At 54.5% G+C, this 25,153-nt stretch carries 24 protein-coding genes; 12 read left to right on the top strand and 12 right to left on the bottom strand.

Annotated elements, in window-relative coordinates:
- The 5 genes from sapF to pdeR all read left to right on the top strand — a co-directional run bounded on the left by sapF (position 1) and on the right by pdeR (position 7,204).
- Positions 1 to 807, top strand: coding sequence for a putrescine export ABC transporter ATP-binding protein SapF (gene sapF, locus B3X29_RS18715; protein ID WP_103179872.1), 807 nt, complete (start codon positions 1 to 3; stop codon positions 805 to 807).
- A 122-nt stretch (positions 808 to 929) separates the two neighbouring features.
- Positions 930 to 1,718, top strand: a complete 789-nt coding sequence (gene fabI / locus B3X29_RS18710; protein ID WP_103179873.1) for an enoyl-ACP reductase FabI — start codon at positions 930 to 932, stop codon at positions 1,716 to 1,718.
- A 159-nt stretch (positions 1,719 to 1,877) separates the two neighbouring features.
- Positions 1,878 to 2,870 carry a CMD domain-containing protein gene (locus tag B3X29_RS18705; RefSeq protein ID WP_159339434.1) on the top strand — a complete coding sequence of 331 codons (993 nt, stop codon included), beginning with the start codon at positions 1,878 to 1,880 and terminating at the stop codon, positions 2,868 to 2,870.
- Between the two features lie 88 nt (positions 2,871 to 2,958).
- Positions 2,959 to 4,893 (top strand): exoribonuclease II, encoded by a 1,935-nt coding sequence (locus tag B3X29_RS18700; protein WP_103179875.1) that lies wholly within the window; start codon positions 2,959 to 2,961, stop codon positions 4,891 to 4,893.
- A gap of 319 nt (positions 4,894 to 5,212) precedes the next feature.
- Positions 5,213 to 7,204, top strand: coding sequence for a cyclic di-GMP phosphodiesterase (gene pdeR, locus B3X29_RS18695; RefSeq protein ID WP_159339435.1), 1,992 nt, complete (start codon positions 5,213 to 5,215; stop codon positions 7,202 to 7,204).
- Here pdeR and B3X29_RS18690 read toward each other — a convergent pair.
- Positions 7,201 to 8,070 carry a crotonase/enoyl-CoA hydratase family protein gene (locus B3X29_RS18690; RefSeq protein ID WP_103179876.1) on the bottom strand — a complete coding sequence of 290 codons (870 nt, stop codon included), beginning with the start codon at positions 8,068 to 8,070 and terminating at the stop codon, positions 7,201 to 7,203. The genes pdeR and B3X29_RS18690 overlap by 4 nt on opposite strands.
- Before the next feature lie 192 nt (positions 8,071 to 8,262).
- On the opposite strand from B3X29_RS18690, the gene B3X29_RS18685 reads away from it, so the two are divergent.
- The 3 genes from B3X29_RS18685 to osmB all read left to right on the top strand — a co-directional run bounded on the left by B3X29_RS18685 (position 8,263) and on the right by osmB (position 9,751).
- The gene (locus B3X29_RS18685; protein ID WP_103179877.1) at positions 8,263 to 8,445 is read left to right on the top strand and encodes a hypothetical protein; all 183 of its coding nucleotides are present in this window, start codon (positions 8,263 to 8,265) and stop codon (positions 8,443 to 8,445) included.
- Positions 8,446 to 8,513: 68 nt separating this feature from the next.
- Positions 8,514 to 9,269 (top strand): DNA-binding transcriptional regulator YciT, encoded by a 756-nt coding sequence (locus tag B3X29_RS18680; RefSeq protein WP_103179878.1) that lies wholly within the window; start codon positions 8,514 to 8,516, stop codon positions 9,267 to 9,269.
- A 266-nt stretch (positions 9,270 to 9,535) separates the two neighbouring features.
- Entirely contained in the window at positions 9,536 to 9,751 is a 216-nt protein-coding gene (gene osmB, locus B3X29_RS18675; RefSeq protein WP_103179879.1) for an osmotically-inducible lipoprotein OsmB, read from the top strand.
- Positions 9,752 to 9,862: 111 nt separating this feature from the next.
- Here osmB and yciH read toward each other — a convergent pair whose 3' ends face one another.
- From yciH to pgpB, 5 genes are all read right to left on the bottom strand, one after another.
- A complete protein-coding gene (yciH, locus tag B3X29_RS18670) occupies positions 9,863 to 10,189 on the bottom strand; it encodes a stress response translation initiation inhibitor YciH (RefSeq protein ID WP_103179880.1) in 327 nt (108 codons plus the stop codon).
- The gene (gene pyrF, locus B3X29_RS18665; RefSeq protein WP_103179881.1) at positions 10,189 to 10,926 is read right to left on the bottom strand and encodes an orotidine-5'-phosphate decarboxylase; all 738 of its coding nucleotides are present in this window, start codon (positions 10,924 to 10,926) and stop codon (positions 10,189 to 10,191) included. The genes yciH and pyrF overlap by 1 nt, the downstream gene beginning before the upstream one ends.
- Positions 10,927 to 11,106: 180 nt before the next feature.
- On the bottom strand, positions 11,107 to 12,276 hold the full coding sequence (gene lapB / locus B3X29_RS18660; protein ID WP_103179882.1) for a lipopolysaccharide assembly protein LapB: 1,170 nt from the start codon (positions 12,274 to 12,276) through the stop codon (positions 11,107 to 11,109).
- A gap of 6 nt (positions 12,277 to 12,282) precedes the next feature.
- Positions 12,283 to 12,591, bottom strand: a complete 309-nt coding sequence (locus B3X29_RS18655) for a LapA family protein (RefSeq protein WP_103179883.1) — start codon at positions 12,589 to 12,591, stop codon at positions 12,283 to 12,285.
- 151 nt (positions 12,592 to 12,742) lie between these two features.
- Positions 12,743 to 13,507 carry a phosphatidylglycerophosphatase B gene (gene pgpB, locus B3X29_RS18650; RefSeq protein WP_159339436.1) on the bottom strand — a complete coding sequence of 255 codons (765 nt, stop codon included), beginning with the start codon at positions 13,505 to 13,507 and terminating at the stop codon, positions 12,743 to 12,745.
- A 197-nt stretch (positions 13,508 to 13,704) separates the two neighbouring features.
- On the opposite strand from pgpB, the gene ribA reads away from it, so the two are divergent.
- On the top strand, positions 13,705 to 14,295 hold the full coding sequence (ribA, locus tag B3X29_RS18645; protein WP_168192025.1) for a GTP cyclohydrolase II: 591 nt from the start codon (positions 13,705 to 13,707) through the stop codon (positions 14,293 to 14,295).
- Between the two features lie 39 nt (positions 14,296 to 14,334).
- Here ribA and acnA read toward each other — a convergent pair whose 3' ends face one another.
- From acnA to topA, 5 genes are all read right to left on the bottom strand, one after another.
- Positions 14,335 to 17,010 (bottom strand): aconitate hydratase AcnA, encoded by a 2,676-nt coding sequence (acnA, locus tag B3X29_RS18640; protein ID WP_156654652.1) that lies wholly within the window; start codon positions 17,008 to 17,010, stop codon positions 14,335 to 14,337.
- Between the two features lie 163 nt (positions 17,011 to 17,173).
- A complete protein-coding gene (ymiC, locus tag B3X29_RS18635; RefSeq protein ID WP_231736514.1) occupies positions 17,174 to 17,275 on the bottom strand; it encodes a small membrane protein YmiC in 102 nt (33 codons plus the stop codon).
- Positions 17,276 to 17,573: 298 nt separating this feature from the next.
- On the bottom strand, positions 17,574 to 17,714 hold the full coding sequence (locus tag B3X29_RS18630) for a YmiA family putative membrane protein (protein WP_214422604.1): 141 nt from the start codon (positions 17,712 to 17,714) through the stop codon (positions 17,574 to 17,576).
- Between the two features lie 334 nt (positions 17,715 to 18,048).
- Positions 18,049 to 19,023 (bottom strand): HTH-type transcriptional regulator CysB, encoded by a 975-nt coding sequence (cysB, locus tag B3X29_RS18625; RefSeq protein WP_103179887.1) that lies wholly within the window; start codon positions 19,021 to 19,023, stop codon positions 18,049 to 18,051.
- Between the two features lie 186 nt (positions 19,024 to 19,209).
- Positions 19,210 to 21,804 carry a type I DNA topoisomerase gene (topA, locus tag B3X29_RS18620; protein ID WP_159339437.1) on the bottom strand — a complete coding sequence of 865 codons (2,595 nt, stop codon included), beginning with the start codon at positions 21,802 to 21,804 and terminating at the stop codon, positions 19,210 to 19,212.
- Between the two features lie 396 nt (positions 21,805 to 22,200).
- Between topA and B3X29_RS18615 the strand changes: the two genes are divergently transcribed.
- Positions 22,201 to 22,452, top strand: a complete 252-nt coding sequence (locus B3X29_RS18615; RefSeq protein WP_156654654.1) for a YciN family protein — start codon at positions 22,201 to 22,203, stop codon at positions 22,450 to 22,452.
- Between the two features lie 35 nt (positions 22,453 to 22,487).
- On the opposite strand, the gene sohB is transcribed toward B3X29_RS18615, so the two are convergent.
- Positions 22,488 to 23,534, bottom strand: a complete 1,047-nt coding sequence (gene sohB / locus B3X29_RS18610) for a protease SohB (protein ID WP_103179890.1) — start codon at positions 23,532 to 23,534, stop codon at positions 22,488 to 22,490.
- Between the two features lie 249 nt (positions 23,535 to 23,783).
- Here sohB and B3X29_RS18605 point away from each other — a divergent pair, with 249 nt between their 5' ends.
- A complete protein-coding gene (locus tag B3X29_RS18605; RefSeq protein ID WP_159339438.1) occupies positions 23,784 to 24,545 on the top strand; it encodes a YciK family oxidoreductase in 762 nt (253 codons plus the stop codon).
- Positions 24,542 to 25,132, top strand: coding sequence for a cob(I)yrinic acid a,c-diamide adenosyltransferase (cobO, locus tag B3X29_RS18600; RefSeq protein WP_103179892.1), 591 nt, complete (start codon positions 24,542 to 24,544; stop codon positions 25,130 to 25,132). Before B3X29_RS18605 ends, cobO begins: the two co-directional genes overlap by 4 nt.
- The last annotated feature ends 21 nt before the right edge of the window (positions 25,133 to 25,153 follow it).

Raw genomic sequence — 25,153 nt, 5'->3', positions numbered from 1 at the left:
ATGGTCGAAACCCTGCTGGAAGTGCGCAACCTGAGTAAGACCTTTCGCTACCGTACCGGCTTATTCCGCCGACAGACCGTTGAAGCGGTAAAACCGCTGAGCTTTACCCTGCGTGAAAAGCAGACCCTGGCGATCATCGGTGAGAACGGTTCAGGGAAATCGACGCTGGCGAAGATGCTGGCCGGGATGATTGAACCCTCGGACGGTGAGGTCCTGATTGACGACCATCTGCTGAAATTTGGCGATTACTCGTTCCGCAGCCAGCGGATCAGGATGATTTTTCAGGATCCCTCCACCTCGCTGAACCCGCGCCAGCGTATCTCACAGATCCTCGATTTTCCGCTACGGCTCAATACCGATCTGGAACCTGAAGCGCGACGTAAGCAGATCATCGATACCCTGCGCATGGTCGGACTGCTGCCGGATCACGTCAGCTATTATCCGCATATGCTGGCGCCGGGGCAGAAGCAGCGTCTGGGTCTTGCCCGCGCGCTGATCCTGCGCCCGAAAGTGATCATCGCTGACGAAGCGCTGGCCTCGCTGGATATGTCGATGCGTTCACAACTTATCAACCTGATGCTGGAGTTGCAGGAGAAACAGGGTATCTCGTATATCTACGTCACCCAGCATCTGGGGATGATGAAGCACATCAGCGATCAGGTGCTGGTGATGCACGAAGGCTCAGTGGTGGAGCGCGGCAGCACCGCGTCGGTGCTGGCCGCCCCACTTCACGATCTGACCAAACGTTTAATTGCCGGGCATTTTGGCGAAGCCTTAACCGCCGATGCCTGGCGAAAAGATCGCTGACCTGCCCCGTATGGAGTGGTCGGATTAACACTGTACGCGACACATGCTATTATCGCCGCGTTTTAACGACGGTTGTCCAAAAATGACAGCCGCCACAACAATGAATATAAGGATTAAGAGCTATGGGTTTTCTTTCCGGTAAGCGCATTCTGGTCACTGGCCTTGCCAGCAAACTGTCCATCGCATACGGTATCGCACAGGCGATGCATCGCGAAGGTGCTGAGCTGGCATTCACCTACCAGAACGACAAGCTGAAAGGCCGCGTAGAGGAGTTCGCCGCGCAGCTGGGTTCCAGCATTGTTCTGGAATGCGACGTTGCTAAAGATGAAAGCATCGATGGCATGTTCGCCGAGCTGGCAAAAACCTGGCCGAAATTTGACGGTTTCGTTCACTCCATCGGTTTTGCACCAGGCGACCAGCTCGACGGCGACTATGTAAACGCGGTCACCCGTGAAGGCTTCAAAATCGCACACGACATCAGCTCCTACAGCTTTGTGGCGATGGCGAAATCCTGCCGCTCCATGCTTAACCCGGGCGCAGCTCTGCTGACCCTGTCCTATTTGGGCGCTGAGCGCGCTATCCCGAACTACAACGTAATGGGTCTGGCAAAAGCCTCTCTGGAAGCCAACGTGCGCTACATGGCGAACGCAATGGGTCCGGAAGGCGTGCGCGTAAACGGCATCTCTGCCGGTCCAATCCGTACTCTGGCGGCTTCCGGCATCAAAGACTTCCGTAAAATGCTGGCGCATTGCGAAGCGGTTACCCCAATCCGTCGCACCGTGACCATCGAAGATGTGGGTAACTCCGCAGCCTTCCTCTGCTCTGACCTCTCTGCTGGCATCTCCGGCGAAGTGGTTCACGTTGACGGCGGTTTCAGCATCGCTGCAATGAACGAGCTGGAACTCAAATAAGTTCATTACCTTCCCGCTCCGGCGGGAAGGTATCCCCACCGTTTCGCCCGCTTTCCCCGCGTTATTCCGTTCCGCTATTTGTTATCACTTAACAATATTTTTCCGCTTATCCGCCTTCCGCCAGGATATTGATCGCCATTTTGAGATCAAGGAACGCACATGGAACAACGCCGTATTTCTGGCAAAGGCCACTGGTATCATGAGACCCAGTCCAGTAGCAGCCCGACGGAAGTCCTGCCTTTGGTTCCCGAAGCCGCGCATGTCGCCGATCGCTTTTTGCTGAACATCGCGCTACCGGCAACGCTGCTGGCAGCCTGTGAACGCTGGTTAACCCCGGCCCGGGCGCTATGCGACCTTTTTTTCCCGCGCACCGTCACCGTAACCCGGCTGCGCACGCTGAGCGCCTACGATCGTTTCAGCACTGCTCTGACCGTCGCCCAGGTGTGCGGCGTGCAGCGTCTGTGTAATCACTACGCCGCCCTTCTCGCCCCGCTCCCCGGTCCCGACTCCTCCCGTGAAAGCAATCGCCGTCTCGCCCAGATCACCCAGTATGCCCGCCAGCTTGCCAGCTCGCCGGATGTGATTGACAGCAAAGCGCAGCAGGGGCTCGATGAGATGGGCCTGACGGTGTATGACATCGTGACCATCAATCAGATTATCGGCTTTGTGGGCTTTCAGGCGCGCGTGGTGGCGGTGTTTCAGGCCCTGCTCGGCCACCCGGTGCGCTGGCTGCCGGGGCACCATATCCCGCCTCACGCCCTGCCGGACGATAACGACCTGAACACATGGCAGCCTGCCATACCCGAGGTTGAGCGTTGTCAGGCCAGCCCACAGCAGCTGGCCTCGCTTGAACGCTGGCAGGACGAGCCGTTATTGCATCCCCTTACGCCGGTGCTCTGTCATGAACCGTTGATCCTCGATCAAACCGGTGAAATTCTCATCAGTGGCATTCACACGGCGTATAAAGACGATGAGGCGGTAAGGCGTGCGGTAGAACAGCTGGCGCGATCGCCGGATCAGTTCAGCGCCGCGCAGTTTACCCCGCTGACAGATGATGGCCAGTCGCCCGTACAGGCCATCAATCTCCTCACCTGGAGCGCTTTTTGCGGCTGGCTGAACCGTCTGAAAATCGCCATTGGCAGAAGCGAATAACCACACTAACGACCGAAAGAGCGCTTGCTGTAGCAGTGAGATTCGCGTAAAACTGTCAGCCGCTCAATGGCTACGAAAATAGATCACTATGCTCCAGGACAACCCGCTGCTAGCGCAGCTTAAACAGCAACTGCATTCCCAGACGCCACGTGCTGAAGGGGTCGTAAAAGCCACGGAAAAAGGCTTTGGCTTCCTTGAAGTCGATGCGCAGAAAAGTTACTTCATTCCGCCTCCGCAGATGAAGAAAGTGATGCACGGCGATCGCATTACGGCCGTGATCCATAGCGAAAAGGATCGTGAATCAGCCGAGCCTGAAGAATTAATTGAACCGTTCCTGACCCGTTTTGTGGGTAAGGTGCTGAGAAAAGATGACCGTCTGTCCATCATTCCGGACCATCCTCTGCTGAAAGACGCCATCCCCTGCCGCGCTGAGCGTGGCGTGACGCATGATTTTAAAGAAGGTGACTGGGCCGTAGCAGAAATGCGCCGTCACCCTCTGAAGGGCGATCGCGGTTTTTATGCCGAACTCACCCAGTTTATCACCTTCGGTGAAGACCATTTCGTACCGTGGTGGGTCACCCTTGCCCGCCATAATCTGGAAAAAGAGGCGCCAGAAGGCGCAGCGACTGACATGCTGGACGAAGGTCTTGAGCGTCGCGATCTGACTGCCCTGAATTTTGTCACCATCGACAGCGCCAGCACCGAAGATATGGACGATGCGCTGTATGTTGAAGAGCAGGCTGACGGTAAACTGCTGCTAACCGTAGCGATTGCCGATCCTACAGCCTGGATCGCGGAAGGTACCCCGCTGGATGACGCGGCGAAAATCCGTGCCTTTACCAACTATCTGCCAGGCTTCAACATCCCGATGCTGCCGCGCGAGCTGTCGGATAATCTCTGCTCGCTGCGCGCTAACGAAGTGCGCCCGGTACTGGCCTGCCGCATGTCCATCGCTGCCGATGGCACTATCGAAGAGAACATTGAGTTCTTTGCTGCGCTGATCGAGTCTAAAGCCAAGCTGGTGTACGACGAGGTCTCTGACTGGCTGGAAAACAGCGGTAGCTGGCAGCCTGAGCATGAGGCCATTGCCGACCAGATCCGCCTGCTGCACCGTGTCTGTCTGAGCCGTAGCGAATGGCGTAAGACCCATGCGCTGGTCTTTAAGGATCGCCCTGACTACCGTTTCATTCTCGGTGAGAAAGGCGAAGTGCTGGATATCGTGGCGGAGCCGCGTCGCATTGCTAACCGCATCGTTGAAGAGTCGATGATTGCGGCGAACATCTGCGCGGCCCGCGTACTGCGCGACAAACTCGGTTTCGGTATCTATAACGTGCATACCGGGTTTGATCCGGCTAACAGCGAAGCCCTGGCGGCCCTGCTGAAAACCCATGACGTGCATGTGGATCCGCAGGAAGTTCTGACCCTGAATGGCTTCTGCAAGCTGCGCCGTGAACTGGATGCCCAGCCATCTGGTTTCCTGGATAGCCGCATTCGTCGCTTCCAGTCTTTCGCTGAGATCAGCACCGAACCTGGCCCGCACTTTGGTCTGGGGCTGGAAGCCTACGCCACCTGGACCTCACCGATTCGTAAGTATGGCGATATGATTAACCACCGCCTGCTGAAAGCGATCGTTAAAGGCGAAACCATTGCCCGTCCACAGGACGAAGCCACGGTGCAGATGGCCGAGCGCCGTCGCCTTAACCGCATGGCGGAACGCGACGTCGGTGACTGGCTCTACGCCCGGTTCCTGAAAGACAAAGCCGGAACGGAGACCCGTTTCGCGGCGGAGATCATCGATGTCAGCCGTGGCGGCATGCGTGTGCGTCTGGTGGATAATGGCGCCGTGGCCTTTATTCCTGCGCCGTTCCTGCACGCCGTACGTGACGAGCTGGTCTGCAGCCAGGAAAACGGCACCGTGCAAATCAAGGGGGAAGTGGCCTATAAAGTGACCGAAGTTATCGACGTCACTATTGCTGAAGTGCGCATGGAAACACGCAGCATTATTGCCCGCCCTGCCGTCTGATTATTGAGTGCTTAAAAGTCGGTTCACCTCATTTGAGGGAACCGACTCTTTTTTGCGTTAACGTCAAATTCATCATTTTTACTTATCTTTTTCTCCCCTAAATTGCGAAAAGCGATCACACTTATTCATGACAGTCTGGTGAATGCTTTAACGTGTCACCAGAATATTCATTCGCCTGTATCCTTTTTTGCCGATCTCGTTCTAATATAAGAATACTGGGAAAAAACAATAAGTTTAGTTCGGGTTTACCGTTATTTAAGCACGGTAAAACCGACTGAAAATGCACAGTGTGTGCAATTAAGTGCGCCTGGGAGAGAGCATGATTGACGATCTGGAGCAAAATTTGCTGTTTCGTTACATGGGCACCCATAGTCCCTGGTGGCGACTGACGGCGGACAGTAACGCGCTCCATCTTGCGGCCAGCGAAAGCGCCGATACCACGCAGGTTGTGGCGCTGAATGACGAGCAGGCCAACAGCATTCGCCAGATGACGGTTATTACCTCCAGTATTACCATGACGCTCTCCCTCTACGGAACCGAGGTGCCAGTGCACCTGGTGGGACGTAAGATCAATAAAAAAGAGTGGACCGGTACCGCCTCCGCCTGGAACGACACCCCTTCCGTCGCCCGCGATCTGGCGCAGGGGTTATCCTTTGCCGAGCAGGTGGTTTCAGAGGCCAACTCGGTCATCGTTATTCTCGACCGGCACGGCAATATTCAACGCTTCAACCGCCTGAGCGAAGAATATACCGGGATGAAAGAGCACGAGGTTATCGGTCAGAACGTCTTTAAACTGTTTATGAGCCGCAGCGAGGCAGCGGCTTCCCGGCGTAATATCAGCGGTTTTTTTCGGGACGGCAGCTCCTATGAAGTGGAACGCTGGATTAAAACCCGCAAAGGGCAGCGTTTGTTTTTATTCCGTAATAAATTCGTGCACAGCGGCAGCGGAAAAAATGAAATATTCCTTATCTGTTCCGGTACGGATATCACTGAAGAACGCCGTGCCCAGGAACGTCTTCGTGTACTTGCCAATACCGACACCATTACCGGCCTGCCAAACCGCAACGCTATCCACGATCTGATCAGCGAAGCGATTGAAACCCGTGGCGATGGCCAGGTGGGCGTGGTCTATCTTGACCTCGATAATTTCAAAAAAGTGAATGATGCCTACGGGCATATGTTTGGCGATCAGCTGCTGCAGGCGGTGGCGCTGGCTATCCTCAGTTGCCTGGAGGACGGGCAGGTTCTTGCGCGTCTGGGTGGCGACGAGTTTATCGTGCTGGCAACCGGTACGTCACAGGGTGCGCTCGAGGCCATGGCTTCGCGGATCCTCACCCGCCTGCGTCAGCCTTTCCGGATTGGTTTAATTGAAGTCTACACCGGCTGTTCGCTGGGGATCTCCCTCGCGCCGCAGCACGGCACCGATCGGGAAAGCGTGATACGCAACGCCGATACGGCCATGTATACCGCGAAAGAGAACGGACGCGGCAAGTTCTGCGTTTTCTACCCGGAAATGAATCAGCGCGTATTTGAATATCTGTGGCTGGACACCAATCTGCGCAAGGCGCTGGAGAATGATCAGCTGGTGATCCACTACCAGCCCAAAATTACCTGGCGTGGCGAGGTGAGAACCCTCGAAGCGCTGGTGCGTTGGCAGTCTCCGGAGCGCGGACTGATCCCGCCGCTGGAGTTTATCTCCTACGCCGAAGAGTCCGGACTGATCGTTCCATTGGGGCGTTGGGTGATGCTGGATGTGGTTCGTCAGGTTGCCAAATGGCGCGATAAAGGCATCAATTTACGCGTGGCGGTCAACGTTTCGGCCCGCCAGCTGGCAGATCAGACGATTTTCAGCGATCTGAAACAGGCGCTGAAGGATCTCAATTTTGAATATTGCCCCATTGACGTTGAATTGACCGAAAGCTGCCTGATTGAAAACGAAGAGCTGGCGCTGTCGGTGATCCAGCAGTTCAGCCAGCTGGGGGCGCAGATCCACCTTGATGATTTCGGAACCGGTTATTCGTCGCTGTCGCAACTGGCGCGTTTTCCCATCGATGCCATTAAGCTCGACCAGGCATTTGTCCGGGATATCCATAAGCAGTCGGTGTCGCAATCGCTGGTGCGCGCGATCGTTGCAGTCGCTCAGGCGCTGAATTTGCAGGTTATTGCCGAAGGGGTCGAGAGTGCGAAAGAAGACGCCTTTCTGACGAAGAACGGCGTCAATGAACGACAGGGATTTCTGTTTGCTAAACCCATGCCCGCTGTCGCTTTCGAGCGATGGTTTAAACGCTATCAGTCACGCAATGCGCGCTAGCTGGCTTTACGCAGCCCCGATGCCGTGTGGCGGTCCTGCAACAGCACCAGCCGCTGCATATAGGCCACGTCCTTAGGTTGCAGGCAGAATGCGGCGTCTACCCAATCTTCCGTGATGTCCATCAGCTCACTGCGCGGCAGCTGCAATACCCGCTGGCGGGCGCGCAGCATCGCTCTGACGCCATTCATTTTGGGTTGTAACGTGTCTATGAAGGTCCGCGTCGCCACGTAGCCCTGACCGGGTTCGAACAGCACGTCCACCAGCCCCTGCTGCTCATACCATTCCGCAGTGTGCGACTCCCCTTTATAGATCAGCTCTTCTGCCAGTTTCATACCAGAGCGGCGGGCAACCAGCGAGTAGCCTCCCATCCCGGGGAACAGGTTAAAGGCGATTTCAGGAAACCCTAAGCGGGCATCCCGTTGCGCCAGTAAAAAGTGGTGCGCCAGCGCCGCTTCAAAGCCACCGCCAAGGGCACTGCCCTCTACCATCGACAGGGTGATCGCCCCGGTATCAAATCCCCGCGATGCGGCGTGGACACAGTCCACACAGGCGCGGGCATAGGCCCGAAGCGCTTCCCGACGACCGTTCTCAATGCACTCGACAAAGAAGCGTAAATCGCCGCCAGTATTATACATATCGGGCACCAGCGAACCGGTCACCCAGAAATCAACCTCAAACCCGGACTGACGCACCAGCCAGGACAGGTTCATAATCTCCTCTATAAGCGCATGATTGAAGCAGGGACGCGGCTGGGCCCGTAACATCATCCACACGGTACGTCTCTCCTCCTCGTAATAGCCGGCGAGCTGAGTGAATCGTGCAGAATCAGTGAACAGTTTACAGGTTGCCTGATTGATAATTGTCATAGTCTAATTCCTCATAGAAAAAAGCGCCTTGCGCGCAGAGTTAGACTAATCCACTACATAATTCCTACGTATAAAGAAGCATCAAAATATCACTACCATTAATGGGCTTTCGTTAGCTCACTTTTTCCCTTCTCTTTTGCCTTCAATTTCTGCATCATTGAATTTATTCACTTTTCATTTAGGGATGAGATTATGTCTGATATCGATGCACTGAAAGTGGCGCAACGTATTGATACTGTGCTGGATATTCTGGTCGCAGGCGATGTGAACTCTGCTCTTCGTAATCTCGAGATATTAAAATCAGAATTACTGACCCAGGCGGGCGAGCAGAAAAACCCCGAGGCAGTATCGCCTAAATCCCCCTGGGAAGTTTAAGGCTCGATCCATCTCTCGTGTTTATGTCAGTTTTCAACTAACGGCGATGCCGTTTTAATATGGATGCTATGAACTCCCGACAACAAGTAATATTACAGATGGTGATCGATACAGGGCGTGTGAGTGTCGTTGATCTGGCAAAAGCGACCGGCGTGTCAGAAGTCACCATCCGCCAGGATCTCAATCTTCTGGAAAAAATGAGCTACCTCCGTCGCGCGCATGGTTACGCCGTCCCGCTGGACAGCGAAGATGTTGAAACGCGGATGATGAACAACTATGCGCTGAAACGCGAGCTGGCGGAGTTTGCCGCGTCTCTGGTGAATAATGGCGAAACGGTGTTTATCGAGAACGGCAGCTGCAATGCCCTTCTCGCGCGCACGCTGGCCGACCAGAAAGAAGAGGTTACCATCGTGACGGTGAGCAGCTATATAGCGCATCTTCTGAAGGAGACGCGCAGCGAAGTGATTTTGCTCGGCGGCATTTACCAGAAAAAAAGCGAAAGCATGGTTGGCCCGCTTACCCGTCAGTATGTGCAGCAAGTCCATTTCAACAAGGCATTTATCGGCATTGATGGCTGGTTGCCTGATACCGGCTTTACCGGAAGGGACATGATGCGCTCGGATGTGGTAAATGCGGTGCTGGAGAAAGGCGGCGAGACCATTGTGCTCACCGACAGCTCAAAATTCGGTGCGGTTCACCCTTATACCATGGGCCCGGTCTCTCGCTTCAGCCGGGTTATTACCGACGAGGGCATTAAACAGGCGCACATCGCTAATCTGCAGCAAGACGGCTTAACCGTCGATATCGTCAAAAAACCTGCCTGACCCTCCCCTAACGCCCGAATATCGGGCGTCATTTTTCTGCCCCTTCGCTCTGAGACTTTTCTGAACCCCCGTTTAAGACTATTTACCTGTCGGATCAGTAATAAAGACGTAAAATTATTGTTAGCGATATAACAGGAAGTAAATATCACCTGCGTGATCTTGTAACGCCTGCGCAATCAAGTTTCATGGAATAACGCGCTTGAGGGGGATTGATAACCATTTAAGCGAAATGATTTCCGTGGATCAATACTTCAGGAGAATGAATTATGACTTTTAACAGCAAAAAATTATCCGCTGCTATGCTGGCCGTTACGCTGGCATTATCCCTGAGCGCGTGCTCCGGCATGAGCAGACAAGACCGTAATACCGCGATTGGTGCGGGTGCTGGCGCAATCGGTGGTTCCGTCTTAACTGACGGTAGCACGCTGGGTACCCTGGGTGGTGCTGCAGTGGGTGGGATCATCGGTCACCAGGTTAAATAACCTACCGATTGCCACCGCAGTCATTTGATAACGCCCTGCTGTTCTGGCGCTATCTCAAAATAAAAACAATAAGCCACGGTCTGACCGTGGCTTATTTGTTTTGGCGGTACGTTAACCGCCCGCTAATTTCACTTTCATCCCTTTTGCTTCCAGGAGGGATTTAATGAGATCCCGCTTGTCGCCCTGGATCTCAATAACGCCATCTTTAACTGAGCCGCCGCATCCGCATTTTTTCTTCAATTCTGCGGCAATCTGCGTAAGGGTGGCATCGTCGGCGTCAATTCCGGTGATCAGCGATACGCCCTTCCCTTTACGTCCGCTGGTCTGGCGTTGAATACGTACAATGCCATCACCTTTTGGTCGCTCCGCGACCTCTTTTGGCTCATCAATGCGCCCGGTTTCTGTCGAATAGACCAGGCGGCTGTTAGTGTCGCGCATTACGCCCCCTTCTGAAGTGATGCGTTGATAGCTTTCAGGGTTTGTGCCGGATCGGCTGACTGGGTGACCGGTCGACCAATAACCATATAGTCCACGCCCGCCGCCAGCGCCTGTTCCGGGGTCATAATGCGGCGCTGATCGCCGGCATCACTCCCCTGGGGACGGATACCCGGCGTGACAAGCTTGAAATCCTGTCCGATGGCACTTTTGAAGCGAACGGCTTCCTGAGCAGAGCAGACGACGCCATCAAGGCCACAGGAGTGCGTCAGGCGGGCCAGACGTTCGGCATGCTCTGCCGGTGACAACGTCACGCCAAGGTCCAGCAGATCGCTGGCTTCCATGCTGGTCAGCACGGTAACGGCAATCAGCAATGGGGCCTCTTTACCGAAGGGTAACAGCGCTTCGCGAGCGGCGGTCATCATACGCGCCCCGCCGGAGGCGTGAACGTTCACCATCCAGACTCCAAGCTCAGCCGCAGCCGCAACCGCATGGGCCGTGGTGTTGGGAATATCGTGGAATTTCAGATCCAGAAAGACATCGAATCCGCGCTGCTGCATATCCCGAACAATTTGCGGACCAAAAAGCGTGAACATCTCTTTACCGATTTTCAGGCGGCAGTCTTGCGGATCAATTCGATCAACGAACGCCAGGGCATTGTCGCGATTGTTGTAATCCAGAGCGACAACAACAGGAGATTCAGTAACTACGCGGGAGGAAGATGAAGCTACAGACGTCATGACCGGACCTTCTCGTCGATGGGCGCCGCATCGGCGCGGGAATGTTAAACGGCGAGCATTCTACCTGCGCACCACAAAAATTAACAGGTTACATTTTCTTTCCTGCCAGACTACAGCGCGCACGGACCCAGTGTTTCACTTTAATTAGTATGTTGTAACTAAATTAAGCCTTTTTAAAAATTACTGCCCATCGAGGCCGCGAATTGGCTTAATGGTGGACCAGGCGCGGCATGACGGACAGTGCCAGTAGAGGGTATAGGCCGTAAAACCACACTTCTGGCAGCGATAGCGCGGCTTGCTGCGCACCTGTTCGCCTACCATGTCGCGCAGCACCATCAGGCTCTCTTTGGCGCGCCCCTCTTCTGCCTCGTTCAGGTGATAATCCATCAACTTATGGAAGACGCGCATGGTGGGATGGCGCTGCAGCTGGCGGGTAATGTAGACCTGCGCCGTATCACTGCCTTCGTGTTCCTGAACCACATCCGCCAGCATCAGCTCCGCTGTCGCCCCGGTGTTCTCTTCCACGCAACGGCGCAGGAAAGCCACCCACTCTGAGGTCATGCCCAGCTGCTGATAGCAGGTTTGCAACATCTCCAGGGTTTCGCTGACCAGCTCTTTATCCTGATCGATAACCCGGAGCAGGCTCTCCACCGCCTTCTGGTAATCCCCTTTCGCCATATAGACGCGCCCCATCATGATGGAGACGCGCGCGCTGCTGCGATCCGCGGCGGCACCCTTGCGAAGAAGCGCCATGGCTTTGTCCATATCTTCGCTGCCCATCTGTTGCAGGGCGAGTTCACAGTAAAAGTGGCCAATTTCAACGCGCTGTTTATCTTTACCGAGCTTCACCAGACGTTCAGCAACGTCGATCGCTTTCTGCCATTCGCTGGTGGCCTGGTAAATCTGCAGCAACTGCTGCAGGGCGCTGATGCGAAAATCAGTTTCATCCACCAGCTGCTTGAACATCTCTTCGGCGCGATCGTAGAGGCCGGCCGCCATATAGTCACGGCCCAGCTGTTGTACCGCCAGCAAACGCTGCTCATAGGTTAATGATGCGCTCTCCATTAAGGTCTGGTGGATGCGGATGGCGCGGTCGACTTCACCGCGGGAGCGGAACAGATTACCGAGCGTAAGGTGGGCTTCAACGGTACCGGTATCCTCTTTCAACATCTCAAGGAACAGATCGACCGCTTTATCCTGTTGGTTGCTCAGAAGGAAGTTAACCCCGGCGACATAGTCGCGAGAAAGACGGTTCGCCTCATCCTGCTTTGTTTGTTGCGCACTTCTGCGGCCCATATACCAGCCATAGGCTGCGGCTACAGGCAAAAGCAGAAACAACAACTCCAGCATCTTAGATTATTCCTTCGCTACCGGCACACCTGAACTTACCGGAACGTCGGCCGGAGGCGCAATTTGGTTTTCAAGACGTTTAATCTTTCGTTCAGCCCGGGCGAGTGTTACCCGAACTTTAAGCCAGAACAGACCGCAAATCAGCCAGCCGATAACAAACCCGGCAGCAAACAGAACCGCCAGGAGGCTGGATATCCGATATTCGCCTTGCGCCAGCAGATAATTAAACGTTACCTGTTGATCGTTTTGCGCACCCAATGTGACGGAAATGACAAAAATCGCCAACACCAGTAAGAAAATGAGTAAATATTTCACATTACTTCCCGTTATGTGGTTTAAGCGAATAAAGAGTGTTCACCATAGCGTAACCAGCCTTATAAACTACCATTTTCAGGACGGGCGCGAAACGGAAAAAGCGTCGCGCCACGTCCAGATCTGCGGCTTAATATAATAATTTCAACCTTAGTCAGCTTTCTTGCTCTCTGTCGGCAATTTCCCGCTTCTCTTCAGCCGGAGGCGTGAGCGGGCCACAGAATCGCTGAGCAAGCCAGGTCGCACAGGTGATCAACAGCCAGGAAATCAATGTGGCGACCACCAGATCCCGCGGCCAGTGCATGCCAAGCAGCAAGCGGCTTCCCATCACGCCCGTCGCCCAGACCAGCAGTACCACAATAGTCACCGTGCGCCGACGCGGCCACAGCAACCCTATCCCCAGTAATGCCCAGCTTGCCGCGAACATGGTATGCCCGGACGGGAAAGCAAAACCGGTCTCTTTCTGCCAGTGTTTACGTAAAAAAGTGGGAATAGTCTTTTGTTCAGCAAGCTGTTCTTCTACCAGCTCACCGCGCGCTTTACGCTTTAAATTGTAGAAGTCGTTGACCGGGACATGGTGAGTTTTTTCCAGCCAGACCACGAAAGGACGCGGCTCCTGCACCCGATCTTTTACCAGAGATTTAACGCCCTGACCCACCAGAATGACCCCCGCAAGGATGGCAAAGAGCATGATGGCTGCCCGCAGGCGGAAACGCAGGCACCACAAAAACCAGCCGCAGAGTAGCGTATGCGTAATAATTCCCCAGGGCTGGGTGACGGTCTCCGTTATCCAGAACAGCACCTTCAACCATCCGCTATTCGTGCCTGGCTGCCACTGCCAGCCCGATATCCATAAGGCCGCAGGCATAATGAGCAATATCCCCGCGCCAACCGCCGTGCGGCGGGCAATTGAAAGCATGTCGTCTCCTTTTTCCGATAAGCCTCACAATCATAACCGAAAAATCAGAACTGCGTAAAAATGTCGGATTGTGCGTTTAACGTTCGTTAAGCCGGCAGTGATTAGGTGAACCCGTGCAGCTTGTGGCAAAATAAGAACATACCGACAGCCAAACAGGCGACAGACACAAGGCGTGTCAGCATTTTCTGGAGAATCACATGCAGCTTAAACGTGTGGCAGAAGCCAATCTGCCAACCCCCTGGGGCGATTTCCTGATGGTGGGCTTTGAAGAACTGGCAACCGGGCAGGATCATGTCGCGTTAGTCTTCGGCGATACGTCCGGGCAGACGCCGGTTCTGGCTCGCGTTCATTCTGAGTGTCTTACGGGTGATGCCCTGTTTAGCCTGCGCTGCGATTGTGGTTTTCAACTTGAAGCTGCCCTGTCGCGCATCGCCGAAGAGGGCCGGGGCATTCTGCTGTATCACCGTCAGGAGGGCCGCAACATCGGTCTGCTGAATAAGATCCGCGCCTATGCGTTGCAGGATCAAGGCTACGATACGGTTGAAGCTAATCACCAGTTGGGCTTTGCTGCCGATGAACGTGATTTCACCCTGTGCGCGGATATGTTCAAGCTGCTGGGCGTCGATGAAGTGCGTCTGCTGACCAACAACCCGCGGAAGGTGGAGATCCTGACCGAAGCCGGGATCAACATCGTAGAACGTGTGCCGCTGATTGTAGGGCGTAACCCGAAAAACGAACACTATCTGGATACCAAAGCGGCCAAGCTAGGTCATCTGCTTAATAAGTAAAAACAACAGCCCGGCAATTTATGCCGGGCTGATTTTCCTTTAGTTCAGCATATTACGAATGACATAGTGCAAAATGCCGTCGTTCTGGTAGTAGGTGAGCTCCGTCGCGGTATCGATACGACAGCGGCAGTTCACCACCTCGGTTTGCCCATCAGCTCGCGTCAGTTTGACCGGCACGGTGGCACCAGGCGTCAGGTTCTGCAGATCCGCAATGTCAATGCGCTCCTCACCCGTCAGCCCCAGGGTTTTACGCGATACCCCCTCCGGGAACTCCAGAGGTAAAATCCCCATCCCGATCAGGTTTGAACGGTGAATACGCTCAAACGATTCGGCGATAACGACGCGTACACCGAGCAATCTGGGTCCTTTTGCTGCCCAGTCGCGGCTTGATCCGGAGCCGTACTCTTTCCCGGCAATGACCGCCAGCGGGATGCCATCCTGCTGATATTTCATGGCGGCATCATAGATTGAGATCACTTCGGTTCCGGGCAGATAGCGAGTCATTCCGCCTTCCACCCCAGGCACCATCTCGTTGCGGATACGAATATTAGCGAAGGTGCCACGCATCATCACTTCATGGTTGCCGCGACGCGAACCGTAGGAGTTGAAGTCCCGTCGCTCTACGCCACGACTCTGGAGATAACGTCCTGCCGGGCTATCCGCTTTGATACTGCCTGCCGGGGAGATATGGTCGGTGGTCACCGAGTCACCGAGGATGGCCAGCACGCGCGCGCCGTGGATATCTTCCAGCGGTTTGGGTTCTGCCAGCATCTCGTCAAAGAACGGGGAGAGACGGATATAAGTGGAATCCTCCTGCCAGCTATAGGTATCTGAGCGCGCCACTTCAATGGTTTTCCACTCCGGCGTGCCTTCAAACACTTCGGCGTACTCTTTGCGGAACATGTCGGTAGACACTTTTTCAACCGCAAGGGCAATTTCCTGTGCCGATGGCCAGATATCTTTCAGATAAACCGGATCCCCTTTGCGATCGTATCCCAGCGGATCGGTTGCCAGATTGATATTCATGTTGCCCGCCAGCGCATAAGCCACCACCAGCGGCGGAGAGGCCAGCCAGTTGGTTTTAATCAGCGGATGGATACGTCCTTCAAAGTTACGGTTGCCCGAGAGCACCGCCCCTACCGTCAGATCGCCCTGCTTGATTGCTGTCTCGATAGGTTCCGGCAGCGGCCCGGAGTTGCCGATACAGGTGGTACACCCGTAGCCCACCAGGTTAAAGCCCAGCTCATCAAGATACGGCGTCAGGCGGGCCTGCGCCAGATAATCGGAGACCACTTTCGAGCCCGGGGCCAGCGAGGCTTTAACCCATGGCTGGCGTTTCAGGCCGAGAGTAACCGCTTTTTTCGCCAGCAGCCCCGCCGCCATCAGGACGCTGGGGTTCGAGGTGTTGGTGCAGGAGGTGATGGCCGCGATCGCAACCGCGCCGTCCGGGAGCTGGTACTGCTGGCCGTTCATGACGTAATCAATGGGGCGGCGATCCTTCTGTGCGGTGTTGACCTCCAGTTCAGTGCTGGCGGCAAACGCCTTAGGTACATCCGGCAAAGCCACCCGGTCCTGGGGACGTTTCGGCCCGGCGACGCTGGCCTCTACATCGCCCATATCCAGCGCCAGGGTGCTGGTGAACACCGGTTCATCGCCCGGATTACGCCACATCCCCTGTGCTTTGGCGTAGGCTTCCACCAGCGCGACCTGCTCGCTGCTGCGACCGCTAAGGCGCATATACTCCAGCGTCACGCCGTCAATGGGGAAGAAACCGCAGGTAGCGCCATATTCAGGCGCCATATTGGCGATAGTAGCCCGGTCTGCCAGCGGCAGAGAGTCGAGGCCGTCACCATAGAATTCTACAAATTTACCCACCACGCCGTGCTTACGCAGCATCTGGGTGACGGTGAGCACCAGGTCGGTGGCGGTAATGCCCTCGCGCAGCTTGCCGGTCAGCTTAAAGCCGACCACATCCGGGATCAGCATTGAGACCGGCTGGCCGAGCATCGCCGCTTCGGCTTCGATCCCCCCTACCCCCCAGCCCAGCACGCCGAGTCCGTTGATCATGGTGGTGTGGGAGTCCGTGCCGACCAGCGTATCGGGGTAGGCCACCCACTCCTTATCCTGCAGTTCACTCCACACCGCTTTGCCGAGATACTCCAGATTGACCTGGTGGCAGATACCGGTGCCAGGTGGGACGACGCTGAAGCGACTGAACGCCTGCTGGCCCCACTTCAGAAACACATAACGTTCGTGGTTACGCTCCATCTCCAGACGCACGTTCTCTTCAAACGCCTCATCATCGCCAAAATGGTCCACGGTCACCGAGTGGTCAATAACCAGGTCAACCGGGGAGAGCGGGTTCACTTTTGCGGTATCGCCCCCCAGGCGTTTTACCGCTTCACGCATTGCCGCCAGATCAACCACCGCCGGGACGCCGGTGAAATCCTGCATCAGCACCCTGGCCGGACGATAGGCGATCTCCCGGTCGGCGTGGGCGTTCTGCAACCATCCGGCCAGGGCGTGAATATCCTCAGCCGTAACGGAGAGGTCATCCTGCCAGCGCAGGAGGTTTTCCAGTAACACTTTAAGTGACTTGGGTAAGCGCGCAATATCCCCAAGTTCCTTTGCGGCCAGTGGCAGGCTGTAGTAGTGATAGGTTTTATTCTCAGCCTGCAATGTGTCCTTACTGGCTTCGCGTAGGGTTAACGACATAAGCTCCTCCTTAATTACCGGGATTGCGATGCCCTGACTTTTATCAGGGCCGTAATTAAAGATAACACATCGTCACCGTAACGATTTGATAACAACTCAAATGGACAAATTCAGTGCGAAAAGAAGGCATAAAAAAGCCCCGCGGGCGCGAGGCTTTCATCATTCACTGTAGGGTGAGCCAGAGTAGCTGACACCAGAAGAGGATCGAGAGGGAAAAGGCGGCCATCCACGACCAGTATTTAGCTCCGGATATATTATTCATCATTGCGGCACCACGCTTTATTAATTTATTGCTCGCTGAGTTTGTCTCAGTTCGGTATTGCTGATGTGTATTTATTAAAGAGTACAAAAGCGCATCGGATTATTATCGCCCGGGGCTGATAATAAGAATTATTGTTTTTTGTCTTCGTCTTCTGCGAAGAGATCAATGAAAGCTTGTTGTACAGGCGATAGCTTCCAGGATGCCGGGACGTTACCTGTAGATCCATTACGGACTTTGCGACGCGTGTCACGCTGCTGACATACAGGCTTCACTGCTTCACTACGCCCCTGAACCGCCATGCTTAACCCCAGAATTTCCAGATAAGTAAAGCCACCACTACCCAAAACAGGGTGGAGCCGAGAAACACCGCCAGCCAGGCTTTGCGCTTAAGTCCTGGGTCCCTTTGCGGCTCTTGACGTCCTGACGGCATTGCTAACCCCATACAATCGATTTCGCTTATCATTTGAATACCAAACAATTGGTATAAGTAATCGTAGTTGAGATAAATCCTAAAGAAACTTTAGTCGAAGATCCAGCGAATTTACGAATCGTCTGGCATGAAATAGTTAATCTTTTGAGCGGAAATATATAAATGAAACGTGGGATTTGCATAGCTGCAAAATATTTTCTATTTTTGTCACGTTTTTACAACTGACTCATGAAAAAAACGCCATAACGTTATGGTTATTGTGAGAAATGAACGCAGATCGGGGGATTTAATTCGGGTCTTAAGAGAAATAACGGTATCTCTCCCGAAGGAAAGATACCGGAGGTAATTATTTTTCAGGCAGCTTAATATCTTTAAACATCGCTTCGATATCGTCGTTAGAGCGCAGCGCCACCGCCGTATCTACCACGTCACGGGTCAGATGTGGCGCAAATCGTTGAATAAAATCATACATATAGCTACGCAGGAAGGTGCTACGGCGGAAACCAATTTTGGTCGTGCTGTGGCCGAATACGCCCTGGGTATCCAGACGCACTAAATCCGGATCGGCAACAGGATCCACCGCCATGCTGGCAATAACCCCGACGCCAAGACCCAGCCGCACATAGGTTTTGATCACATCGGCATCGGTGGCGGTAAAGACGATCCTCGGCGTAAGCCCCGCGCGATTAAAGGCGGTATCGAGTTCCGAGCGGCCCGTAAAGCCGAAGGTGTATGTTACCAGCGGATACTGCGCCAGCTCTTCAATGGACACCGACGTTTTTGCCGCCAGCGGATGTTCCGGCGTCACCACAATCGAACGGTTCCAGTGATAGCAAGGCAGCATCACCAGATCGTCATACAGGTGCAGCGCTTCGGTGGCGATGGCAAAGTCCGCATTGCCCTTTGAGACCGCTTCGGCAATCTGTGTTGGCGAGCCCTGATGCATATGCAACGACACGCGAGGGTAGCGCTCGATAAAGCCTTTGATTACCCCTGGCAACGCGTAGCGCGCCTGAGTGTGGGTGGTGGCAATATACAACGAGCCTTTATCCGGCCAGGTGTGCTCTCCGGCAACGGATTTAATGGCATCAACCTTCGACAGCACTTCGCGGGCGATGCGGATAATCTCCTGTCCTGCTGGCGTTACCTGGGTAAGATGCTTACCACTGCGGGCGAAAATCTGGATCCCCAGCTCATCTTCAAGCATGCGTACCTGCTTACTGATGCCGGGTTGCGAAGTGTAAAGACCTTCTGCGGTGGAGGAGACGTTAAGGTTGTGGTTGACCACCTCAACGATATAGCGGAGCTGCTGTAGTTTCATGCCAGACCATCCGATTTAGCGCACACGGGCAATCGCTTAAGACGATTTGATAATAAAGAAAGGGTTAACTATAACCACTATATCACTTATATCTTTGCTGTATAGCCCGGAACAAAAAATAATAACCCGGTAATAAAAAAGGGCCGGAATACCGGCCCTTACGAGGTAACTTAGCGTAAATTAAGGCTATTTCTTGCCTTCAACCCATCTGCCGTCAACATAAAATGCTGACCAGCCGGTGGCTTTACCCTCTTTCTCAGCAGCGACATATTGCTGCTTGGTTTTACGGCTAAAACGCACCACGGTCTTATTACCTTCTGCATCCTGCTGCGGTGCATCAGCCAGATAACGCAGTTTTTCTGGCAGGCGATCGCGGAAGCGGTAAAGCTCCTCAACCAGCGGCGCACGCGTTTCACGCGATTTCGGGAAGGTATTCGCCGCCAGGAAGACGCCCGCAGCACCGTCACGCAGTACAAAGTACGCATCGGATTTTTCACACGGCAGCTCCGGCAACGGAACCGGATCTTCCTTCGGCGGTGCCACTTCACCGTTACGCAGGATCTTACGCGTGTTTTTGCAGTCGTCATTGGTGCAGGCCATGTACTTACCAAAACGCCCCATTTTCAGGTGCATTTCAGAACCACACTTCTCGCATTCCACAATCGGACCGTCATAACCCTTGATGCGGAACTCACCCTCTTCAATCTCGTAACCGTCGCAGGTCGGGTTGTTACCGCAGACATGCAGCTTACGTTTTGGGTCGATGAGGTAGCTGTCCATCGCTGTGCCGCACTTATTGCAGCGGCGTTTGGCGCGTAATGCGTTGGTTTCCGCATCATCGCCTTCCAGCACGTTCAGCACTTCGTTTTCCGGCACCAGGTTGATGGTGGTTTTGCAGCGCTCCTTCGGCGACAACGCATAGCCTGAGCAGCCAAGGAAGACACCGGTCGTGGCGGTACGAATCCCCATCTTACGGCCGCAGGTCGGACAGTCGATGCTGGTCAGCACCATCTGGTTCGGCTGCATGCCACCCTCTTCCGGATCTTTTTCCGCTTTATCCAGCTGCTTGGTGAAGTCGCTGAAGAAGCTGTCCAGCACCTTCTTCCACTCGGCTTCATGGTTAGCCACCTGGTCCAGGCTATTTTCCATCTGCGCGGTAAAATCGTAGTTCATCAGCTCGCGGAAGTTATCTTCCAGGCGATCGGTGACGATTTCACCCATTTTCTCCGCATAGAAACGGCGGTTTTCCGTGCGCACATAGCCGCGATCCTGAATGGTCGAGATGATCGACGCATAGGTCGACGGACGACCGATACCACGTTTTTCCAGCTCTTTCACCAGCGAGGCTTCGCTGAAGCGTGCCGGCGGCTTGGTGAAGTGCTGAGCAGGCGTCAGCTCAACCAGGGAAAGTTCATCCCCGGCGTTGACCGCTGGCAGGGTTTTATCTTCATCGCCCTTACGCAGCGCAGGCATCACTTTGGTCCAGCCATCGAAACGCAGGATACGGCCACGCGCCTTGAGGCGGAAATCGCCCGCGCCGACGGTCAGCGTGGTGGAGTCATACTGCGCCGGGGTCATCTGACAGGCAACAAACTGGCGCCAGATCAGCTGATACAGTTTTTGCGCATCGGCTTCCATATCCTTGAGGGATTCCGCCAGCACAGAGACGTCAGAAGGACGAATCGCTTCGTGCGCTTCCTGGGAGTTCTCTTTGCTGTTGTACTGATTGGCGCTTTCCGGCAGGTATTTCTTACCGAAATTGTCGCCAATGTAATCACGCACCATGTTGACGGCGTCCTGGCTCAGGTTGGTAGAGTCAGTACGCATATAGGTGATGTGACCCGCTTCATACAGACGCTGCGCCATCATCATGGTTTTTTTCACGCCATAGCCCAGACGGGTGCTGGCCGCCTGCTGCAATGTGGAGGTGATAAACGGTGCGCCAGGCTTGCTGCTGGTCGGTTTGTCTTCACGATCCAGCACCTGATAGCGCGCTTTTTCCAGCAGCGCTACCGCGGCCATGGTCTGTTCGCGATTTTCAGGACGGAACGGCTTATCGTTCTGGTGCGACACTTCCAGCGGCAGGGTGTCGCCGCCCGGCGTGGTCACGCTGGCGTCAACTTCCCAGAACTCTTCTGGCACGAACGCTTTGATTTCGCGTTCCCGTTCAACCACCAGACGCACGGCAACAGATTGTACGCGGCCTGCGGAAAGTCCACGCGCAATCTTTTTCCACAGCAGTGGAGAAACCATGTAACCCACGACGCGGTCCATAAAGCGGCGCGCCTGCTGAGCGTTGACGCGGTCGATATTCAGCTCACCCGGCTTTTCAAAGGCCTGGCGGATCGCGTTTTTAGTAATTTCGTTAAACACTACGCGGCTGTAGCGTGTGTCATCGCCCCCGATCACTTCCCGCAGGTGCCATGCAATGGCCTCCCCTTCGCGGTCAAGGTCGGTTGCGAGATAGATGTGGTCGGCTTTTTCCGCCAGCTGTTTCAGCTCGGAGACGACTTTCTCTTTACCCGGCAGTACTTCGTACTGTGCCTGCCAGTTATCCCATGGGTTAACTCCCATGCGATTTACGAGCGCGCTACGTTCATCCTTTTTAGGCTTTTTGGCCCCTTTGGTGGAGGTAGAGTCGGCGCTCTTCTTGGCTGAGCCACTGGTCGGCAGATCGCGGATATGACCGACGCTGGACTTAACCACGTAGTCACTACCCAAATACTTATTGATCGTTTTGGCTTTTGCCGGGGACTCAACGATAACGAGAGCTTTACCCATATTCACCTTTACCTAATTTGTTTCTTCCAGGAATACGTCGCGTGAGTTCACCTTCCCCTGGCGACGAGACATTTATATAACGACGCCACGAGTGGATATCAACCCCGTTTGCCGTTCAGTCATAAAATCGACATCACATAAGCAGTTGAGTTGACGCGATTTTTCTCGCTCCAGTATAACCACACGACGAGATTTAGGTCGAATGTCAAGCAAATCTGTTGCCAGAATGACGAAAGCGCACACTCTACCTGATAAAATCCGTTACGCAACTTTATTAGCATGCAAAAGCAAATCACGCCAGCGCTGTACCTCTTGCCCTGGAGGGGGTAAAACGGGGAAAATTTGCTCCCGGCACCGCGGCGGCGTAGACTAATATCACTGTTTAAGGAGTGGATAATGCAGCAAAATACCCAACCCATTGACCGTGAAACGTTGCTTGTTGAAGCAAATAAACTCATTCGTGAACATGACGACACCATGGCCGGGATCGAAGCCACGGGCGTGGAACAGCGCAATGGTGTGCTGGTGTTCAGCGGTGAGTACTTTCTCGATGAGCAGGGGCTACCAACCCCTCGCAGCACGGCGGTATTTAATATGTTTAAATACCTCGCCCATGTCTTATCTGAAAAGTACCACCTGGTTGATTGATGCAAAAACGCGAGGCACTGGCCTCGCGTTTTTATTCACAGTAGCGGTTTCTGACCTCGCTGTAGCCAGCGCAGCAGCAGACGATCCGCGCTCTCTGCGGCGCTGTTGGTAAAGCGGTCCATCAGCTTTTTACGGCGCGTATAGCGCACACCCACCAGCTCGCGGCCCTCCATCAGCGAGAGCAGCAGATCGTCGCTGGTTCCCACCTGGTCCACTAGCCCTTTTTCCAGCGCCTGGGTACCGTACCAGTGCTCGCCGGTGGCGACCTCGTCGATATCGAGCGTGGGTCGCATCTGCTTCACAAATCCTTTAAACAGCTGATGGGTGTCATTGAGATCTTCGCGGAATTTCTGTCGCCCCTCTTCGGTGTTTTCACCCAACAGGGTCAGCGTGCGCTTGTACTGGCCCGCCGTGTGAAGCTCAACATCGATGTCTTTATTTTTCAGGAAACGATTGAAGTTAGGGATCTGCGCCACCACGCCAATCGAACCAATAATAGAGAAAGGCGCCGCGACAATTTTATCGGCCACGCAAGCCATCATATAACCGCCGCTGGCAGCGACTTTATCCACCGCCACCGTCAGCGGGATATGTTTGTCACGCAGACGTTGTAGCTGTGAAGAGGCCAGCCCGTAACCATGTACCACCCCACCCGGGCTTTCGAGACGCAGCACCACCTGATCTTCAGCTCTTGCCACCGCCAGCACAGCAGTGATCTCCTCGCGCAGGGAGGAGACTTCATGGGCGTCCATGCTGCCTTTAAAGTCCAGCACATAGACCCGTGGCTTTGCCACCTCCGGATGGAGTTCCTGCTTTGCTTTCTGCTTTGCCGCTTTCGCTTCAAGTTTGTGCTTTTTCTTCTGCGCTTTGTGCCACTGTTTTTGCTGATGCGCATCGAGCAGCGCCACTGACATCTCTTCCTTCATCTCAGTGTACTGCTCGCTTAAGCGGGTAATGCGCAACTCGCCGCGCTGACGTTTGCGCTGCGTCAGGTTAACAATCAGAACGGCGATCACCGCAATGGCAATCACCACCGTCGCAATTTTGGCCAGAAATAAACCGTACTCAGAAAGTAATTCCACGCGTCCACCTTGGTTTAACCACTTGTTTTCCCACCCAGTGTACAACAGCCTTCACCAGGCGTCTCTTACCTGACGATACCCTTGCGAGCCCTCTTCAGAAATGTTTATTTATGAATGAAATATTTGCAAATTGTTAATTTTACAGCGAACTCTCCGGTAGACTGATTGTAATCAACCGCGCTTTCGGGCATAAAGCCGAAAAGAGACCGCACAGCATGGGCCGCGCCAACGCGCGCCAGAGGAGTGACCTTGCACTATCAACCGAAAAAAGATCTACTGCAAAAACGTATTATTTTGGTCACGGGGGCCAGCGACGGTATTGGTCGCGAAGCGGCGCTGACTTACGCCCGCCACGGTGCGCGCCTGATTCTGCTGGGACGTAATGAAGATAAATTGCGTGACGTCGCTCAGGCGATCGCCAGTGAAGGTGGCGCGCCGACCCGCGAATATGTTCTCGACCTGTTAACCTGTACCCCCCAGAGCTGCAGGGAACTTGCTGAGCGTATTGCCGCTGAGTATCCCCGTCTGGACGGGGTACTGCATAATGCGGGCTTCCTTGGCGAAGTGCGGCCCATGGAAGAGCAAACGCCGGAGATCTGGCAGCAGGTGATGCAGGTCAACGTTAACGGTACCTTCTTCCTTACCCAGGCATTGCTTCCTTTATTACTGAAGTCTGATTCCGGCTCGCTGGTGTTTACCTCATCCAGCGTTGGGCGTCAGGGTCGGGCTAACTGGGGCGCCTATGCCGCCTCGAAATTTGCCACCGAAGGGATGATGCAGGTCCTGGCCGAGGAGTATCAGAACCGCCATCTGCGCGTAAACTGCATCAACCCCGGCGGGACCCGCACCAGCATGCGCGCCAGCGCGTTCCCGAGCGAAGATCCGCTTAAACTGAAAACCCCTGCCGATATCATGCCGCTTTATCTGTGGCTGATGGGCGATGACAGCCGCCGGAAAACCGGCATGACCTTTGATGCCCAACCCGGCCGTAAACCAGGAATATCGCAATGAGTGATGAACGTCATCAGCAGCGCCAGCAGCGCCTGAAAGAGCAGGTCGATGCCCGCGTTGCCGCAGCTCAGGATGAGCGCGGAATTATTATCGTCTTCACCGGCAACGGCAAAGGCAAAACCACTGCCGCTTTTGGGACCGCCACGCGCGCCGTCGGTCATGGACAAAAGGTGGGTGTGATCCAGTTCATCAAAGGCGAGTGGCCTAACGGCGAGCGTAATCTGCTGGAGCCGCAGGGTGTAGAGTTTCAGGTTATGGCGACCGGCTTTACCTGGGACACGCAAAACCGCGACACTGACACCGCGGCCTGCCTGGCGGTCTGGGAGCATGCAAAGCGCATGCTGGCGGATACCACGTTGAATATGGTTCTGCTCGATGAGATCACCTATATGGTGGCCTACGACTATTTACCGTTACAGGAAGTGGTTGATGCGCTGAACAACCGACCGGCGCACCAGACGGTGATTATTACCGGGCGCGGCTGTCATCGGGATCTTATGGAGATGGCGGATACGGTCAGCGAGTTACGCCCGGTGAAACACGCCTTTGATGCAGGCGTTAAAGCGCAAATCGGCATCGACTATTAACAAAAAACCCGGCCAGGCCGG

It is taken from the genome of Leclercia sp. UBA5076, assembly GCF_002416465.1.
GTDB lineage: Bacteria > Pseudomonadota > Gammaproteobacteria > Enterobacterales > Enterobacteriaceae > Enterobacter.
The sequence above is the reverse complement of the archived record's forward strand: the minus strand, read 5'-3'. Positions and strand labels throughout refer to the sequence as shown.